Source organism: Burkholderia diffusa (assembly GCF_001718315.1).
In the GTDB taxonomy this organism is placed as follows: domain Bacteria; phylum Pseudomonadota; class Gammaproteobacteria; order Burkholderiales; family Burkholderiaceae; genus Burkholderia; species Burkholderia diffusa_B.
Genome location: NZ_CP013363.1, coordinates 1,814,541 through 1,828,753, shown reverse-complemented (window position 1 = coordinate 1,828,753; position 14,213 = coordinate 1,814,541). Strand labels below are relative to the sequence as shown.

14 protein-coding genes are annotated in these 14,213 nt (G+C 69.4%); all 14 read left to right on the top strand.

What is annotated here, in order from left to right:
• Nucleotides 1-115: 115 nt before the first annotated feature.
• The 14 genes from WI26_RS23465 to WI26_RS23400 all read left to right on the top strand — a co-directional run bounded on the left by WI26_RS23465 (nucleotide 116) and on the right by WI26_RS23400 (nucleotide 14,203).
• On the top strand, nucleotides 116-949 hold the full coding sequence (locus WI26_RS23465) for a helix-turn-helix transcriptional regulator (RefSeq protein WP_069227353.1): 834 nt from the start codon (nucleotides 116-118) through the stop codon (nucleotides 947-949).
• 235 nt (nucleotides 950-1,184) lie between these two features.
• The gene (gene sctV / locus WI26_RS23460) at nucleotides 1,185-3,398 is read left to right on the top strand and encodes a type III secretion system export apparatus subunit SctV (RefSeq protein ID WP_059539083.1); all 2,214 of its coding nucleotides are present in this window, start codon (nucleotides 1,185-1,187) and stop codon (nucleotides 3,396-3,398) included.
• Nucleotides 3,395-3,673 carry a type III secretion system export apparatus subunit SctS gene (gene sctS, locus WI26_RS23455; RefSeq protein ID WP_006751731.1) on the top strand — a complete coding sequence of 93 codons (279 nt, stop codon included), beginning with the start codon at nucleotides 3,395-3,397 and terminating at the stop codon, nucleotides 3,671-3,673. Before sctV ends, sctS begins: the two co-directional genes overlap by 4 nt.
• Nucleotides 3,673-5,712 (top strand): type III secretion system outer membrane ring subunit SctC, encoded by a 2,040-nt coding sequence (gene sctC / locus WI26_RS23450; protein WP_059539013.1) that lies wholly within the window; start codon nucleotides 3,673-3,675, stop codon nucleotides 5,710-5,712. Before sctS ends, sctC begins: the two co-directional genes overlap by 1 nt.
• Nucleotides 5,693-7,042: a type III secretion system inner membrane ring subunit SctD gene (gene sctD / locus WI26_RS23445; protein ID WP_069227352.1), complete on the top strand. Its 1,350-nt coding sequence runs from the start codon at nucleotides 5,693-5,695 to the stop codon at nucleotides 7,040-7,042. Before sctC ends, sctD begins: the two co-directional genes overlap by 20 nt.
• A 150-nt stretch (nucleotides 7,043-7,192) precedes the next feature.
• Nucleotides 7,193-7,402 carry a hypothetical protein gene (locus WI26_RS23440; protein WP_059468365.1) on the top strand — a complete coding sequence of 70 codons (210 nt, stop codon included), beginning with the start codon at nucleotides 7,193-7,195 and terminating at the stop codon, nucleotides 7,400-7,402.
• 124 nt (nucleotides 7,403-7,526) lie between these two features.
• Nucleotides 7,527-8,009, top strand: a complete 483-nt coding sequence (locus WI26_RS23435) for a hypothetical protein (protein ID WP_059468455.1) — start codon at nucleotides 7,527-7,529, stop codon at nucleotides 8,007-8,009.
• 53 nt (nucleotides 8,010-8,062) lie between these two features.
• Nucleotides 8,063-8,947, top strand: a complete 885-nt coding sequence (gene sctJ, locus WI26_RS23430) for a type III secretion system inner membrane ring lipoprotein SctJ (RefSeq protein WP_059468366.1) — start codon at nucleotides 8,063-8,065, stop codon at nucleotides 8,945-8,947.
• Complete coding sequence (locus WI26_RS23425; RefSeq protein ID WP_069227351.1) at nucleotides 8,944-9,684, top strand: SctK family type III secretion system sorting platform protein; 741 nt, start codon at nucleotides 8,944-8,946, stop codon at nucleotides 9,682-9,684. Before sctJ ends, WI26_RS23425 begins: the two co-directional genes overlap by 4 nt.
• Complete coding sequence (gene sctL / locus WI26_RS23420; RefSeq protein ID WP_059468368.1) at nucleotides 9,666-10,295, top strand: type III secretion system stator protein SctL; 630 nt, start codon at nucleotides 9,666-9,668, stop codon at nucleotides 10,293-10,295. The genes WI26_RS23425 and sctL overlap by 19 nt, the downstream gene beginning before the upstream one ends.
• A complete protein-coding gene (gene sctN, locus WI26_RS23415) occupies nucleotides 10,292-11,677 on the top strand; it encodes a type III secretion system ATPase SctN (RefSeq protein ID WP_069227350.1) in 1,386 nt (461 codons plus the stop codon). The genes sctL and sctN overlap by 4 nt, the downstream gene beginning before the upstream one ends.
• Nucleotides 11,670-12,344, top strand: a complete 675-nt coding sequence (locus tag WI26_RS23410; RefSeq protein WP_059468370.1) for a hypothetical protein — start codon at nucleotides 11,670-11,672, stop codon at nucleotides 12,342-12,344. Before sctN ends, WI26_RS23410 begins: the two co-directional genes overlap by 8 nt.
• Nucleotides 12,338-13,147 carry a type III secretion system export apparatus subunit SctT gene (sctT, locus tag WI26_RS23405; RefSeq protein ID WP_059509148.1) on the top strand — a complete coding sequence of 270 codons (810 nt, stop codon included), beginning with the start codon at nucleotides 12,338-12,340 and terminating at the stop codon, nucleotides 13,145-13,147. Before WI26_RS23410 ends, sctT begins: the two co-directional genes overlap by 7 nt.
• A gap of 24 nt (nucleotides 13,148-13,171) precedes the next feature.
• The gene (locus WI26_RS23400; protein WP_059539017.1) at nucleotides 13,172-14,203 is read left to right on the top strand and encodes an EscU/YscU/HrcU family type III secretion system export apparatus switch protein; all 1,032 of its coding nucleotides are present in this window, start codon (nucleotides 13,172-13,174) and stop codon (nucleotides 14,201-14,203) included.
• Nucleotides 14,204-14,213: the final 10 nt, after the last annotated feature.

Genomic DNA, 14,213 nt, shown 5'->3' with positions numbered 1-14,213 from the left:
CTAATTCGGGCGAAAGGTTCATATTCGCACCGGTATAGAGACGACCAGAAAAACATAAAGAAAAGACCAGATCGTGACGGGGCAGGTTCACATATTGGGAAAGGGTGGGCTCCTCATGACATACGCTGACGACGCGCCACGCGTCGAGTGGTTCTCGCAAGCCGATATTGCGGCCGCTGCCGCTTATTCGAAAGAAATTCATGCAATCGAGCGCGACGTTTTTACCGGCATTCAAGTCGCATCCGGTAAATCCGACCTCGCTTCTGTCGATTTCTCCCAATGCCATGCCCGATTGCGGCAAATCGGTTTCAGCACGCTCGGTTACGGCGCGTATGAAATGATCGGGCGGCGCATCCTGTGCGCGCATCTGCTGCGCGACCTCGCGCCCGCGACGTTCATGCAGCCGTATATCGAAGGCATGCTCTATGAGAGCGACCCGCGTTTCGCGCAGGTGCGGCAAAGCGGCTTCCCGGTCGCGTGGCGGCTCGACGAGATCGAGTCGGCCGCGCAGGGCAGCGGCGAGCGCAAGGTGCTCGCGCTGGCCGGCCATCTGCGTGCGCATGCCATGAACAGCGGCGTGATCTTCAGCCTGTCGGCACCGCGGCTCGACCTGCGCGTCGCGGTGAACGTCACGTCGGAAGCCCACGGTACCGAATGGATCGACGATCGCGTGATCGGCGGCGCGCTGTCCGTGAGCCTCGCCGTGCATCGCGTCGCGCTGCCGTTCCTCGAGGCGCGCATCGCGCGCATGCGCGGCTTCGCGCTCGGCGACGAGCAGCAGCAGGTGCTCGAGCGCCTCGTGCACGGGCTGTCCGACCAGGAGATCGCGAGCGCGTTGCGCACGTCGCTGCACAAGGTCGGCCACCATATCCGTTCGCTCGAAAAACTCTTCAACGTCCAGAATCGCGCGCAGCTCGCGTATCTCGCCGCACGCCGTCTGGAGTCCTGACCCTGTTCGCGCGCGGCGCCGCCACGCGATGGAAGCGGTTCCGCCGATGCGCGCGAGCAGGCGCCGCCGGGTTTCGTAGTCGGATCCGGTCGTCGCCGGAAAACCGCCACGCCGCTACGAGGCGCATCCGTTTTTGCGCGGTTTCGCGTCGCTACACTCGTCCCATTCAACGGTCCGCGCGACACGGGGCATGACGGCCCGTGCCCGCCGGCGACAACGACAGGACGACGGCACGATGGCAGAACCGAAGGCGCTCCCTCGCGACTGGCAGCGGATCTTCTCCGCCGGCCGCAGCGTGTCCGGGCGACGTCTCGGGGCATCGCCGCGCGCCGACCTGTTTCTCGCCGCGTTCATCGTGTCGGTGGTTGCGCTGTTCATCCTGCCGCTGCCGCAAGCCGCGCTCGACGGGATGATCTCGCTGAACCTCGCCGCGAGCGTCGTGCTGCTGACGGTGTCGACCTACGTGCCGTCGGCGGTCAGCTTCTCGTCGTTTCCCGCGCTGCTGCTGTTCACGACACTGTTCCGCCTCGCGCTGAACATCGCGTCGTGCAAGCTGATCCTGTTGCACGCGAACGCGGGCCACGTGATCGATGCGTTCGGCCGGCTCGTGGTCGGCAACAACGTCGTGGTGGGCGGGGTGGTGTTCCTCGTGATCGCGGTCGTGCAGTTCATCGTGATCGCGAAAGGCTCCGAGCGGGTTGCCGAAGTCGGCGCACGCTTCTCGCTCGACGCGATGCCGGGCAAGCAGATGAGCATCGACGCGGACCTGCGCGCAGGCATCATCAGCGCCGACGAAGCGCGCGAGCGCCGCGAGAAGCTCGAACAGGAATCGCAGATGCACGGCGCGATGGACGGCGCGATGAAGTTCGTGAAGGGCGACGCGATCGCGGGCCTCGTGATCGCGTTCATCAACATCGTCGCGGGTATCGCGGTCGGCACGCTGATGCACGGCATGGATATCGGCGAGGCGCTGCAACGTTACGCGATCCTGACGGTCGGCGACGGGATGGCGTCGCAGATTCCGTCGCTGCTGGTGTCGATCGCGGCCGGCATCGTGACGACGCGCGTCGCGACGCGCGACACGCGGCAGCGCCAGCTCGGCGAACAACTCGGCGAGCAGCTCGGCGCACATCCGCGCGCGCTGCTGATCGCGGCGCTGGTGCTGGCCGGCTTCCTTGTCGTGCCGGGTTTTCCGAAGTGGTCGTTCGCGCTGATCGCGTTCGGCCTCGGCGCGTTCGCATTCACGCAGCTGAAGCGCAAGACGACCGCGCCGAGCTTCAACCTGATTCATATCGCGGGCCGCATCGGCGCGACGGACGATGGCCAGCCCGCAAAGGTGTCGCATGCGGCGGGCGTCACGTCGCTGATCGCGGTGTCGCTGTCGGACGACCTGCGCACGACGCTGAACCTCGCGCAGTTGCAGGCTGCGTTGTCGAGCGCGAAGGCGCGCGTCGACGCGGACATCGGCACGGTGTTTCCGCGCATCACGCTGAACGACGACGAGGGGGCGCCAGCCGGCACGTACCGGATCTACCTGCAGGACGTGCTCGCCGCGCAGGGTGCGCTGAAGCCGGGCTGGCTGCTGTGGGACGGCGTCGCGCCGCTGCCGGAGCGCGCGGAGCGCCAGCCGGCCGAGGCGTTCGGTCCGTTCGCGACCGCGCTATGGATCAAGCCCGACGGTGCGGCGCCGGACGGCAAGTGGCTCACGAGCGAAGGCGCGCTCGCCGCGCACGTCGAACAAATCGTGCGCCAGCATGCGGACGAACTGCTCGGCATCCAGGAAACGCAGGCGCTCGTGCATCTGGTGCGCCGCGAGCATCCCGAACTCGTCGGCGAACTGACGCGGCTCGTGCCGCTGCAGCGCGTGACCGAGGTGCTGCGCCGGTTGCTTGCCGAACAGGTGCCGATCCGCAATCTGCGCGTGATTTTCGAAAGCCTGATCACATGGGCGCCGAACGAACCGGACGACGTGATCGCGCTGGTCGAGCTGGTGCGCGTCGACCTGCGCCGGATGATCACCGATCGTCATGCGGGCGCCACACGGCAGCTGCGCGTCGTGCTGTTCGAGCAGAACCTGCAGGAGCGGATCGAGAATGCGGTGATGCGCACGAAGCAGGGCAATTTCCTCGCGCTGTCGAGCGCGATCAAGCAGGACATCGGCGAGCAGGTGCGCGCGATCGTGCAGGCGGCGACGGCGGCGCAGGCGGCCGGCGCAGGCGGCCACGGCAACCCGCAAGGCGCCGCGCGGCTCGCCGTGATGGTCGCGCTCGGCGCGCGTCGCTACGTGAAGACGATTCTGCAGCCGGTGCTGCCCGAGCTCGCGGTGCTGTCGTACCAGGAGGTCGAGGAGGACGTGCAGCTGCATACGGTCGGCTGGGTGAAGAACCCGCCCGACGACGGCACGCTTGGCGCGGGCGCAGGCGTGCGCACGCCGGGAGCTGCGCAATGACGAGCTCGACGATCCTCGACCTGACGCGGCAGGCGCTGATGCTGGTGCTGTTGCTGTCGCTGCCGATCGTGCTGATCGCCACCGTCACCGGCCTCGTCGTCGCGATCCTGCAGGCCGTCACGCAGGTGCAGGACGCCAACATCGGCATCGCGGTGCGGCTGATCGCCGTGATGGTCGCGCTCGTGCTGCTGTCGGGCTGGCTCGGCAGCGAGGTGCTGCGCTTCGCGCAGCAGGCGCTGGAACGCATGTTCGTTTCTTCCACAGGAGTGCTTTGATGCGTCGACGCGTCGCCCCGATCCGGTTTCAACCGCGCCGCCTGCAACGGGCCGCGCTCGCCATGTGTGCGACCGCGCTGCTCGCGGCATCGCTGTGCATGACGGTCGCGCACCCGGCTCGCGCGGCGGACCTGCGCTGGCGCAACAAGCCGTTCACGATCGTCGCGAACGGCAAGAAGATCGGCGACTTCATTCGCGAGCTCGCATCGTCACAGGGCGTGACGGCCGTGGTCGACCCGAAGGTCGACGGCGTGATCAGCGGCCGTTTCTCGGGCACGCCGCAGCAGACGCTCGACACGATCTGCTCGACCTACGGGCTCACGTGGTACTACGACGGCTCGTTCCTGTACGTCGACCCGGCCGACCAGTCGCAGACGCAGATGATCCCGATCCCGCCGAACGCGGCCGGCGAGATCGGCCGCGCGCTGCAGGCGATGCAGATTCCCGACAAGCGCTACACGCTCGTGATCAACGATCGCGCGAACAGCGTGTACGTGGCCGGCCCGCGCCGCTACGTCGAGCTCGTGCGGCAGGCGGTCGGCTCGGTGGGCGATCCGTCGGCGAATGGCGCGCATGCGGACATCCGCGCGTTCCGGTTGAGGTACGGCTGGGCGTCCGACTTCACGATCAACCGCTCGGGCAAGGAAGTGACGGTGCCGGGCGTCGCGACGATCCTGCGCCGGCTGTTCGGCAAGGGCGGCGGTACGAACGAACTGCCGTCGAGCACGCCGCTCGGGCAGGCGGCGCGTCAGGTGAAGCTCGGATCGGGGTTGACGATCGCGGTGCCGCGGCTCGACTTCCCGGACATTTCCGGCGGCCCGCGCCAAGGCGGCTATGGCGGCGCGGACAGCAGCGCGGGCGGCTTCTCGCCGTTCTCGAATGGCGGCGGTGGCGACACGCTGCCGCAGATCGTCGCCGATCCGGCGATCAACGCGGTGATCGTGCGCGACCTGCCGGAGAACATGTACCGCTACCAGTCGCTGATCAATCAGCTCGATGAGCGGCCGCGCATCGTCGAGATCAACGTGACGATCATCGACATCAACGAGGATTCGCTCGACAGCCTCGGGATCGACTGGCGTCTGCACACGACGCACGGCGACGTGCAGATCGGCAACGGCCAGAATCCGCTGAACGGCAACACGCAGTTCAACGGCGCCGGCAATCCGCCGCTTACGTTCGGCATCGGCACGTCGGAAACCGGGCAGACCGGCACCTTCATGCCGACCGGCATCGCGTTGACCGCGTCGATCGGCGGCTCGTTGCGCAACTACCTGCTCACGCGCGTGAACGCGCTCGCGCAGAAGGGGCAGGCGCAGCTGCGCTCGAAGCCGAAGGTGCTGGCGCTCGACAACACCGAGGCCATTCTCGAGAACCTTACGCAGTTCTACGTGCAGGTGCAGGGCTACCAGGATTCGTCGCTGTACAGCGTGACGACCGGCACCAGCATCAAGGTGACGCCGATGATCGTCGACGAGGCGATCCGCAACGCGGCCGCCGTGTCCGGCAATCCGCAGAGCGTGATGATGTCGATCGACATCCAGGACGGCAACATCGTGCCGGGGCAGGCCGTGTCGAACGTGCCGGTGATCCAGCAGCGCAACATCGTCACGAAGACGATGATCGATGAAGGCAAGAGCCTGCTGATCGCGGGTTTCAACGACGACGAGGTGCGGCTGAACAAGAGCGGCGTGCCGTGGCTGTCGGACATCCCGCTGATCGGCAACCTGTTCAAGTACACCGACAAGTCGGGCAACCACATGGAGCGGTTCTACCTGCTGACGCCGCGCGTGGTGACGACCGCGTCGATGTACGCGCCGGACGGCTCGCCGGTGAATCCGGGCGTGGACGGGCCGGCCGGTTCGGACGGCACGTCGATGTATCGCCCGCCGGACAACGACATCGCGGTGCCGCTCACGCCCGCGCCGCTGCCCGGCACGAAGTTCGGCCCGCCCGCGCTGCCGCCGCCGAAGAATTCGGCCGAGCAGCCCGTGGCGACGACCGCAGGAGCGTCCACTCATGTCGACGACCATCATTGACCCGCACGGCGACGGCGCTTTGCCCGGTGCAGCCGCGGCCGGAGCGGCCGCGCTCGCGTCGCCGTGGAACCTGTGCTTCCTCAGCGGACCGATGTACGGCCGCACGATGTCGCTCGCGCGCGGCGCGAACTGGGTCGGCACCGCGGCCGACTGCGAAGTGATCCTGCCCGATCGCGAGATCGGCGCGAAACAGGTGTGCCTGCAGGTCGGCGCGCTCGCGGTGACGGTGCAGAACCACGGCGGCGACGGCGGCGCGCCCGTGCTGTTCAACGACGAGCCGCTCGGCGCGGGCCGCCGCTCGATGACGCCGCAGGACGTCGTGACGGTCGGCTCGATCAAGCTCGGCATCGCGCGTCACGCGCAGGCGAGCGTCGCGGTGCCCGACGAGGCCGACGCGCCGGACGCCGCGCGCGAAGCCGCGTGGCTCGGCTGGCTCACCGGCGGCCTGCGGCGTCTCGGCAGCCGCCGGCTCGTGATCGCGGTCGTCGCGTTGTGGATCGGCGTGCTGCTCGGCGCGCTCGGTTACGGTTTCGTCGCGTGGTCGGGGCGCCTGCCATGGCAGCACGAGTCGGTGCTTGCGCGCACGCACCGGCTGCAACAGCTGCTGCACGCGTATCCGGAGCTCGCCGTCGCGCCGCGCGACGACGGCGTGATCGTGTCGGGTTACGTGAGCGACCCGGCCGCGCGGGAACGCGTCGCGCAGATCGTCGCGGGCGTCGACAACGCGGCGCTCGGCAACATCTACGTGGTCAGCGATCTCGTCGCGACCGCGCAGACGTATTTCAGCGACACGGCACTGACGGTCACCTATCTGGGCCGCGGGCGGATCGAATTGACGGGCGCGGCCGAGCGCGCGCAGATCGAGCCGCGCATTCGCAACTACATGAAGGATGCGCGCCCGGCGCTGGAGGTGGTCGACCACGTGCGCGACGCCGATGCCGCCGCGCCGCGTACCGCGACGACGCTTGGCGGCGTCGCGGGAATTCCGGAGATCACGACGGTGTTCGCCGGCGACGGCGACCAGCGTTACATCGAGACGGCCGACGGCAGTCGCTATTTCGAAGGCGCGCGGCTGAAGGAGGGGCCGACCGTCGTGTCGATCGGACCGGACGAAGTCGTGTTCGAGCGCAACGGCCAGCGCATCACGATGCCGCTCGGCGGCCCATCCGCGAGCGCGCCCGAGCGGGTGCCCGCGCCGCCCGTGCCGCCGCTCGCGAGCGGCGCGGCGGCCGGTGTCGCGCAGCCGGTGCCGGGCCCGACGCTGCTGCCGGACGCGCCGGCGACGCCGGCCGTCGCGGCCGCCGGTGCATCGAAGGAGGCGGCGCACTAGCGCCGCGACAGGGTTTGCGCATCGCGCGTCGCGCGGTGCGCGCAGCACGCGACACGCCGCGCAAGCGGCGCGTCACGTCGCCGGTGGGGCATGGGGCCGCCGCCGGAAGCGGGACGAAGTTCATCGACGTTTACGTAAAAGGAGCGAAACATGAGTACCCCCCCGACTGGTGCCAACAACACGAACCAGGTCCAGCAGCAGGCGGACGACCTGACCAAGACGCAGCTCGAGCTGACGAAGATCAACTTCCAGGTCCAGCAGTCGACCGCGACGTTCGAAACCAGCAACGCAGTGACCGCGCAGGAAGGGACGGCGAACGCCCAGGTTGCGCAACACCTGAGTTCCGCCGGCCGCGCATGACGCCGGTCGCCGGCCGCGCCGCGCGACGCCGCATGCCGGGGCCGCCCATGACGGGCGCCCGGCTGGGCGCGCGTGCGTGCCGGCCGGCTCGTTTCCGGCACTGCCGGTCAAGGAGGACACGATCATGTCGGTAACAGGCGTAGGTGCTGCACCGCCGGGCGCGGCCGCGCTCGCGGGCGCCGTGCAGCAGGCGGGCGCGACGTCAGATCCGGCGCAGGTGCGCCAGTTCGATGCATTGATGCAGCCGGGTGCGGCCACGGCGTCGCCTTCGGCGTCGGCCGTCGCGATGTCGCGCGCGCCGGCGGATGCAACGCCGGCGGTGCAGATGACGCCCGCGACACCCGCGCAGGCGAACCATTCGTCGCTGGTCGAGCGGTTGCGCACGTACGGCAACGATCTCGACACGCGGTACGCGAACATCGACAAGCATCGCACCGAGATGCTGACGTCGATGGCGGACAACCGCAGCGATCCGTTGATGACGATGGTGAAGGCGATGGATTTCCAGTGGACTGCGACCACGACGATTTCCGAATACCAGTTGAGCCTGTCGGTCGCGCAGGCGGCGAACGGCTTCACGCACACGGTGCTGAAGACGCAGGAGTGACGAAGGCCGGTGCGTGTGCCTGAAGCCGCCGCGCGCCCTGAAGCGGACAAACGATGACGACGATCGATTCGACGCCGCGCATGCATGCGTGGCGCAGCCGGGCGGCGCGTGCGCTGCTCGCGGGACTGCTCGCGCTGCTGGCCGGCTGCCAGAAGGAGCTGTACTCCGGCCTGTCGGAGCGCGACGCGAACCAGATGGTCGCCGTGCTCGGCGATGCGGGCATCAGCGCGTCGAAGGACAACGACGCGCGCGACACGTCGGATCGCAACGCATGGCAGGTGAGCGTCGCGGACGGCGACATGCAGTCGGCGCTCACCGTGCTGCAGGCGAACGGGCTGCCGAAGCCGAGCTATGCGAGCCTCGGCGAGCTGTTCCAGAAGCAGGGGCTCGTGTCGACGCCGGCCGAGGAGCGCGTGCGCTACCTGTACGGCGTATCGCAGGACCTGTCGCGCACGCTGCAGGACATCGAGGGCGTGGTGGTCGCGCGCGTGCAGGTCGTGATTCCGGAGAACGATCCGCTCGCGGACAAGATCAAGCCGTCGTCGGCGGCCGTGTACATCCGCTATCGGCCGGGCGTGGACCTGCGCGCGATGGCGCCGATGGTCAAGGATCTCGTCGCGCACAGCATCGAGGGGCTGCAGTACGACAACGTGTCGCTGTTCCTGCAGCCCGCCGCCGCGCGCACGACGCGCGTGGACGGCATCGGCAGCGCGGTGTCGGACATCCTGCGGCTGCGCTCGCCGCTCGGCTGGCTGGTGTTCGCGCTGATCCTGCTGACCTGCGCGGTGATCGCGCTGTCGGCTGCGCGGCGCGGGATGTTCGGCGCGCGTCTCGCCGCGCTGGTCGGCACGCCGCGCGGCGCGAACGCGGCCGGCGGTGCATCTGCGTCGTCGGGCGGCGGCCTGCGCACGCCGGACGGCGCGCGCGACGGCGCATGAGCGAGCACGCCGCGCTGCCGCCGGGCGCCACGCCCGATGCCGCGTCGCTGCCGTGGCTGCAACCGCTCGCGCCGCCGCCCCTCGCGCGGCGCGCGGCGTTTCACGCGCTCGTCTGCGAATTCAATCTGCGGCCCGACCGCTATCTGCACGTGACGCGCGTGCCGGCCGAGTGGCCGGCGCGCTACCGCTCGTTCGATGCGTTCGGCCCCGCCGGCCGCAAGCTGCTTGCGCGCCATCTGCTCGACCTGAACGGCGTGGCCGAGCAACACGACTTCGACGTCGCGAATCCATGTGCGCGGCTCGCGCTGCTGCCCGGCGCGGCGCTCGAGCAGCTTGCGTCGTATGCGGGATTGCTGCTGCATCGCGGCTGGTTGCGCGACGCGCTGACCGTGCGCCGCATTCGCGCGGAGATCGCCGCGAAGCTCGGCGGCGACGCGCTGGAGCTCGCGCTCGAGCGCGCACCGGAATTCGGCGCGCTCGCGGACACGCTCGAGCCGTGGCGTGCCGATCCGGCCGCGCTGCCGGGGGTGATCCGTGCGCGCGGCGCTCGGCTGCTCGCGGATTTCGTCGGCGTGGCTGGCGACGCGGTCGCGCGGCGCGCGCGCCTGAAATTCAACCGCGCGATCGACGACGAGGCGCCGTACTGGCTGAACCGCGCGCAGCGCGACCAGTTCGGCGAATTGCTGTTCCTGTTTCTGATTCCCGAGAGGCTTGCGTCATGGGACTGGCTTTTCTGATCACGAGCGACAACCTGCAGTTGCTGTCGGAGCGCAAGGTGCTCAAGGAGCGCGAATACGCGGCGCTGCTCGACGCCTCCGCGGTGATCGCGACCGCGCGCGACGAGGCCGCGCGCATCGTCGCCGATGCGCAGCGCGAATTCGACAAGCGCCAGGCGGCGGGCTACGACGAAGGAATGCGCCGTGCGCAGCGCGAGCATGCGGCGCAGGCGTATACGCAGGCGCTGGCCGCCGCGCGCACGATGGAGTCGATGAAGGATTCGATGGCCGAGATCGTGGTGAAGGCCGTGCGCGCTATCGTCGGCGAGATGGGCACGCAGAAGCTGTACGAGGCCGCGCTCGCGCGGATCGCGCCGCTCGTGCGCGACGAGGCGTTCCTGATCGTGCGGGTCGCGCCGGGCCGCGAGGACGAGATGCGCGATGCGCTCGATCGCGCGTTCGCCGGACAGTCGAACCGGCAACGGATCCGCATCGTCGCGGATGCGCAACTCGAACGTCACGCGTGCACGGTCGAGACACCGTCCGGGCGCATCGACGCGAGCCTCGACTTGCAGATCGACGCGCTGCGCCAGGCGATCCGCCGCGACGCGCTGAAGGGCACCACGCGATGAACGCGCCGCTCGACGATCCGCAGTCGACCGGCGGCGCCGACGACGACGATGCCGCGCCGTTCGATCGCGGGCGCCTCGTCGGCGATCTCGATGCCGGGCTCGCGTTCTTCTCGCCGGTGTCGGTGCAGGGCCGCGTCAATCACGCGGTCGGGCAGATCCTCAACGCGACGGGCATTCGTGCGCGGCTCGGGGAGATCTGCGAGCTGCGCACGCCGAACCAGCCGACGCTGCTCGCCGAAGTGGTCGGCTTCTCGCGGCAGACCACGCTGCTTACGCCGCTCGGCGACGTGGCCGGGCTGTCGCCGGAGACGACCGTCGTGCCGTCCGGGCGCGAGCACGTGTTTCCGGTCGGCGAAGCGCTGTTCGGCCGCGTGCTCGACGGGCTCGGCCGGCCGCTCGACGATCGCGGCCCCGTGACGGGCGCCGCGTGGGTGTCGACGCAGCAGGACCCGCCGAATCCGCTCGCGCGCAAGATGATCGACACGCCGTTCCCGACCGGCGTGCGCGTGATCGACGGGCTGATGACGCTCGGCATCGGCCAGCGCGTCGGCATCTTCGCACCGTCCGGCGTTGGCAAGAGCACACTGCTCGGAATGATCGCGCGCGGTGCGCAGGCCGACGTGAACGTGATCGCGCTGGTCGGCGAACGCGGCCGCGAAGTGCGCGAGTTCATCGAGCACAGCCTGTCGCCCGAGGTGCGCGCGCGCTCGATCGTCGTCGTGTCGACGTCCGATCGTCCCGCGATGGAGCGCGTGAAATCCGCGCTGGTTGCGACCGCGATCGCCGAGCATTTCCGCGATGCGGGCAAGCGTGTGCTGCTGCTGGTCGATTCGCTGACGCGTTTCGCGCGCGCGCAGCGCGAGGTCGGCCTCGCGAGCGGCGAGCCGCCGACGCGGCGCAGCTTCCCGCCGTCGACGTTCGCCGTGCTGCCGCGCCTGCTCGAACGCGCGGGGCAGGGCGCGACCGGCTCGATCACCGCGCTGTACACGGTGCTCGTCGAAGGCGATGAGGAATCCGATCCGATCGCCGAGGAAGTGCGATCGATTCTCGACGGCCACATCGTGCTGTCGCGCAAGATCGCGCTCGCGAACCGCTATCCGGCGATCGACGTGCTCGCGAGCCTGTCGCGCGTGATGCCGCTCGTCGCGAGCCGCGCGCATCTGCAGTCGGCCGCGCGCGTGCGCGAGTTGATCGCGAAGTACCAGGAGATCGAGCTGCTCGTGCAGATCGGCGAGTACCGCGAAGGCAGCGACCGGCTCGGCGATCTCGCGCTGCGGGCGCGCGATGCGATCGGCGCGTTCTGCGCGCAGGCGTCGCACGAGGACGTGCGTTTCGACGCGCTGCTCGCGAAGCTGACGAAACTCGCGAACGACCATGTCTGAAGCCGACGACCGTCTCGTGCTCGCGACGCTCGCGCGCCTGAAGCGCGTGCGCGAGATGCGCAGCCAGATCGCGCGGGTCGCGGCCGCGCGCCAGCAGGGCATCGCCGCGCAGAGCCGGCGCGCGCTCGATGCGGCGCATGCGCAGCTCGCGCAGCAGGTCGCCGCGAAGGCCGCGATCCAGACGCGTCTCGCAGACGACGTGCGCGAGGCGCGTGCGCTGCAGAACGCCGCGGCCGACACGCGCACGTTCGATCGCCACATCGGCGTCGCGAACGCGTCCGTCAGCGAAGCCGCGCACGTGCATCGCGATCACGAGGCGACGCTCGCGGACCTGCAGCGCGCCGCGCGCAAGGCGAAGGCCGCCGAGGACAAGCTCGACAAGGCAGGCGAGAAGGCATTGCAGGCGCGTGCCGCGCGGGTCGAGCGCGACGCTGACGAAGTCGCGGATGCGCATGCGGTGCGGCGTTTCGCGACAGCCGGCGTGTGGGCGGGCGACGCGCGGGAGCAGGCGTCGGGGCAGCCGGAGATGGCCGCCGCGTTCGATGCGGAGATGGTGTCGCGGCCGGCGGATGCCGACATGACGGAAGCGGCCGGCGCGATCGACACGCGCGACTCGACCGCTTGCGCCGATGCTCCGGCACACGCCGCGGCGGACCGCCGATGCTAGACCACGCAGCGAACTTCAACGACATCGCCGGCACGCTGCGGCCGTTGCTTTACGTGATGCCGCGCCTGCTGCCGATCATGTTCGTCGTGCCTGTGTTCAACGAGCAGATCGTCACGGGCCTCGTGCGCAATGGAATCGCGGTGGTGATCGCCGCGTTCGTCGCACCGGTGATCGACCCGGCGCAGGTCGCCGCGCTGCCGTTCCTGATGTGGTGCCTGCTCGTCGCGAAGGAGGCGGTGGTCGGCATGCTGCTCGCAGGGGCATTCAGCGCGGTGCTGTTCGCGATCCAGGGCGTTGGCTACCTGATCGATTTCCAGACCGGCAGCGGCAGCGCCGCGTTCTTCGATCCGATGGGCGGGCACGAGGGTGGCCCGACGTCAGGGTTCCTCAATTTCGTCGCGATCGCGCTGTTCGTCACCGCGGGCGGCCTGCAGGTGCTGGTGCAGCTGTTCGCGCAGTCGTATGCGTGGTGGCCGATCGGCTCGCTCGGCCCCGATTTTTCGTCGATGCTGGAGACCTTCGTCGTGCGGCAGACCGACACGATCTTCGAATGGATGGTGAAGCTCGTCGCGCCCGTCATCATCGTGCTGGTGCTCGTCGAGCTCGGCATCGGTCTCGTCGGACGCGCGGTGCCGCAGCTGAACATCTTCGTGTTCGCGCAGCCGGTGAAGAGCGCGCTCGCGGTGCTGATGATGGTGCTGTTCCTGCCGGTGGTCTACGCGTCGCTGCATGCGCTGCTGAGCCCCGACAGCGGGCTGATGGCGTTGTTGCGCGCGCTGTTCGCCGCGCACGGCGGCGCGTGACGGCGGGCCGGAGCCGCAGCGCCCATGTCCGAGAAGAATCAGCAGCCGACCGCGAAGCGCCTGCGCGAGGCGCGCCGGAAAGGCGACGTGCCGAAGAGCGCGGAGACGATCTCGTCGGCGTTCTTCGTCGGCGTGTGCGTCGCGCTCGCGGTCGGGCTCGGCACGCTGTTCGCGCGGCTGCAGGCGCTGTTCCGGCTCGTGTTCGATGCGGCCGGCGCGGCCGATCCGTCCGCTCGGCTCGCGGCGCTGATCGACGGCGCCGCGCGCGACTGGGCGCTGCTGTCCGCGCAGATCGTCGCGGCCGGGCTGCTGGCCGGACTGCTCGCGGGTTTCGTGCAGGTGGGCGGCGTGATGGCGTGGAGCCGACTCGTGCCGCAGCTGTCGCGGCTCAATCCGGCCGAGGGGCTGAAGAACATGTGGTCGATGCGCAACCTCGTGAACCTCGCGAAGATGCTGCTGAAGACCGTGCTGCTGGTCGCGACGCTCGGCTGGCTGATCGTCGAATCGCTCGACCCGTCGGTGCAGTCCGGTTTCACGCGGCCGATGTCGATTCTCGCGCTGATCGTGAAGCTGCTGATGCTGCTGTTCGGCTGGGCCGCGCTGATCTATATCGTGATGGCGCTGATCGACATCGTTCACCAGCGCCGCGAGTTCAGCCAGAAGATGAAGATGTCGATCGAGGAAGTGCGGCGCGAATACAAGGAGGACGAAGGCGATCCGCACATCGAGGCGAAGCGCCGGCAGCTCGCGCGCGAAGCACAGTTCTCGTCGCTGCCCGACCGGATCGGTTTCGCATCGGTGGTGGTTTATTCGTCGAGCGTCGCGGTCGCGCTCTATTACGGCGGCGCTGGCACGCTGCCGTGGGTGCTCGCGCGCGGCGAGGGCGAGGCGGCCGAGCGGATCGTGCGGCTCGCGCGCGACGCGCTGCGTCCGACCCTCGCGAACGCCGGCCTTGCGCAGGCGCTGTACGAGAGCACACCGGAAAAGGGCACGATCCAGCAGCAGCATTTCCGCGAGGTCGCGCAACTGCTGAAGTGGGCGACCGGCGCGGCATGACGCGTACGGC

Coding starts and splice junctions, on each gene's coding strand:
- sctN (WP_069227350.1), top strand. CDS start 10,292: ATGAACGCGCCGCTCGACGATCCGCAGTCGACCGGCGGCGCCGACGAC.
- WI26_RS23410 (WP_059468370.1), top strand. CDS start 11,670: ATGTCTGAAGCCGACGACCGTCTCGTGCTCGCGACGCTCGCGCGCCTG.
- sctD (WP_069227352.1), top strand. CDS start 5,693: ATGTCGACGACCATCATTGACCCGCACGGCGACGGCGCTTTGCCCGGT.
- WI26_RS23465 (WP_069227353.1), top strand. CDS start 116: ATGACATACGCTGACGACGCGCCACGCGTCGAGTGGTTCTCGCAAGCC.
- WI26_RS23440 (WP_059468365.1), top strand. CDS start 7,193: ATGAGTACCCCCCCGACTGGTGCCAACAACACGAACCAGGTCCAGCAG.
- sctJ (WP_059468366.1), top strand. CDS start 8,063: ATGACGACGATCGATTCGACGCCGCGCATGCATGCGTGGCGCAGCCGG.
- WI26_RS23425 (WP_069227351.1), top strand. CDS start 8,944: ATGAGCGAGCACGCCGCGCTGCCGCCGGGCGCCACGCCCGATGCCGCG.
- sctV (WP_059539083.1), top strand. CDS start 1,185: ATGGCAGAACCGAAGGCGCTCCCTCGCGACTGGCAGCGGATCTTCTCC.
- sctT (WP_059509148.1), top strand. CDS start 12,338: ATGCTAGACCACGCAGCGAACTTCAACGACATCGCCGGCACGCTGCGG.
- sctS (WP_006751731.1), top strand. CDS start 3,395: ATGACGAGCTCGACGATCCTCGACCTGACGCGGCAGGCGCTGATGCTG.
- WI26_RS23400 (WP_059539017.1), top strand. CDS start 13,172: ATGTCCGAGAAGAATCAGCAGCCGACCGCGAAGCGCCTGCGCGAGGCG.
- sctL (WP_059468368.1), top strand. CDS start 9,666: ATGGGACTGGCTTTTCTGATCACGAGCGACAACCTGCAGTTGCTGTCG.
- WI26_RS23435 (WP_059468455.1), top strand. CDS start 7,527: ATGTCGGTAACAGGCGTAGGTGCTGCACCGCCGGGCGCGGCCGCGCTC.
- sctC (WP_059539013.1), top strand. CDS start 3,673: ATGCGTCGACGCGTCGCCCCGATCCGGTTTCAACCGCGCCGCCTGCAA.